Origin of the sequence: Vibrio sp. 10N.222.49.C9, from assembly GCF_041474985.1 — a bacterium.
Lineage (GTDB): Bacteria > Pseudomonadota > Gammaproteobacteria > Enterobacterales > Vibrionaceae > Vibrio > Vibrio crassostreae_C.
In genome coordinates this window covers 1-380 of sequence record NZ_JBFRVD010000715.1, presented here as the reverse complement: position 1 = coordinate 380, position 380 = coordinate 1, and the positions used below count along the sequence as shown (strand labels likewise).

The following is a 380-nucleotide window of genomic DNA, read 5'->3' as shown; positions in this document are numbered from 1 at the left end:
GACCTCGCTTATTGGGTGAAATGACAGATACGCATGCGGTTTTCAGTAGCTTAACAGTCGCCTCATCGCTAATAAAAAATGTCGCGCGTGGTTTGGGTTCTATCGAGCGTTGCTTGAGTCATGAAACTATGACGCCAGAGCTTGCCAACAAGATGGATATGGAAAAAATAGCAATCAACGAATGTGTGAACACGAAAGTGTTTGGGCGTTATGTGCTTGATTCAACTTTTCATCCATCGACTGGTCTAATCGATTACGTGCGCTTTACGATTCCCGGTCTGTCGCTATCTCGTCATGAGTTGGACTCGGAGGTCGTTACGCTCTATCTAGCTAATCGTCTGTTTACCCTGAGATTTGAACGTACAGAGCGCACTGAAGAT

General features: G+C 45.5%; 1 pseudogene. It reads left to right on the top strand.

Going from position 1 to position 380, the window contains the following annotated elements:
- Positions 1 to 20: 20 nt before the first annotated feature.
- Positions 21 to 380 (top strand): annotated as a pseudogene (locus AB4585_RS25230) (hypothetical protein); the annotation flags it as partial.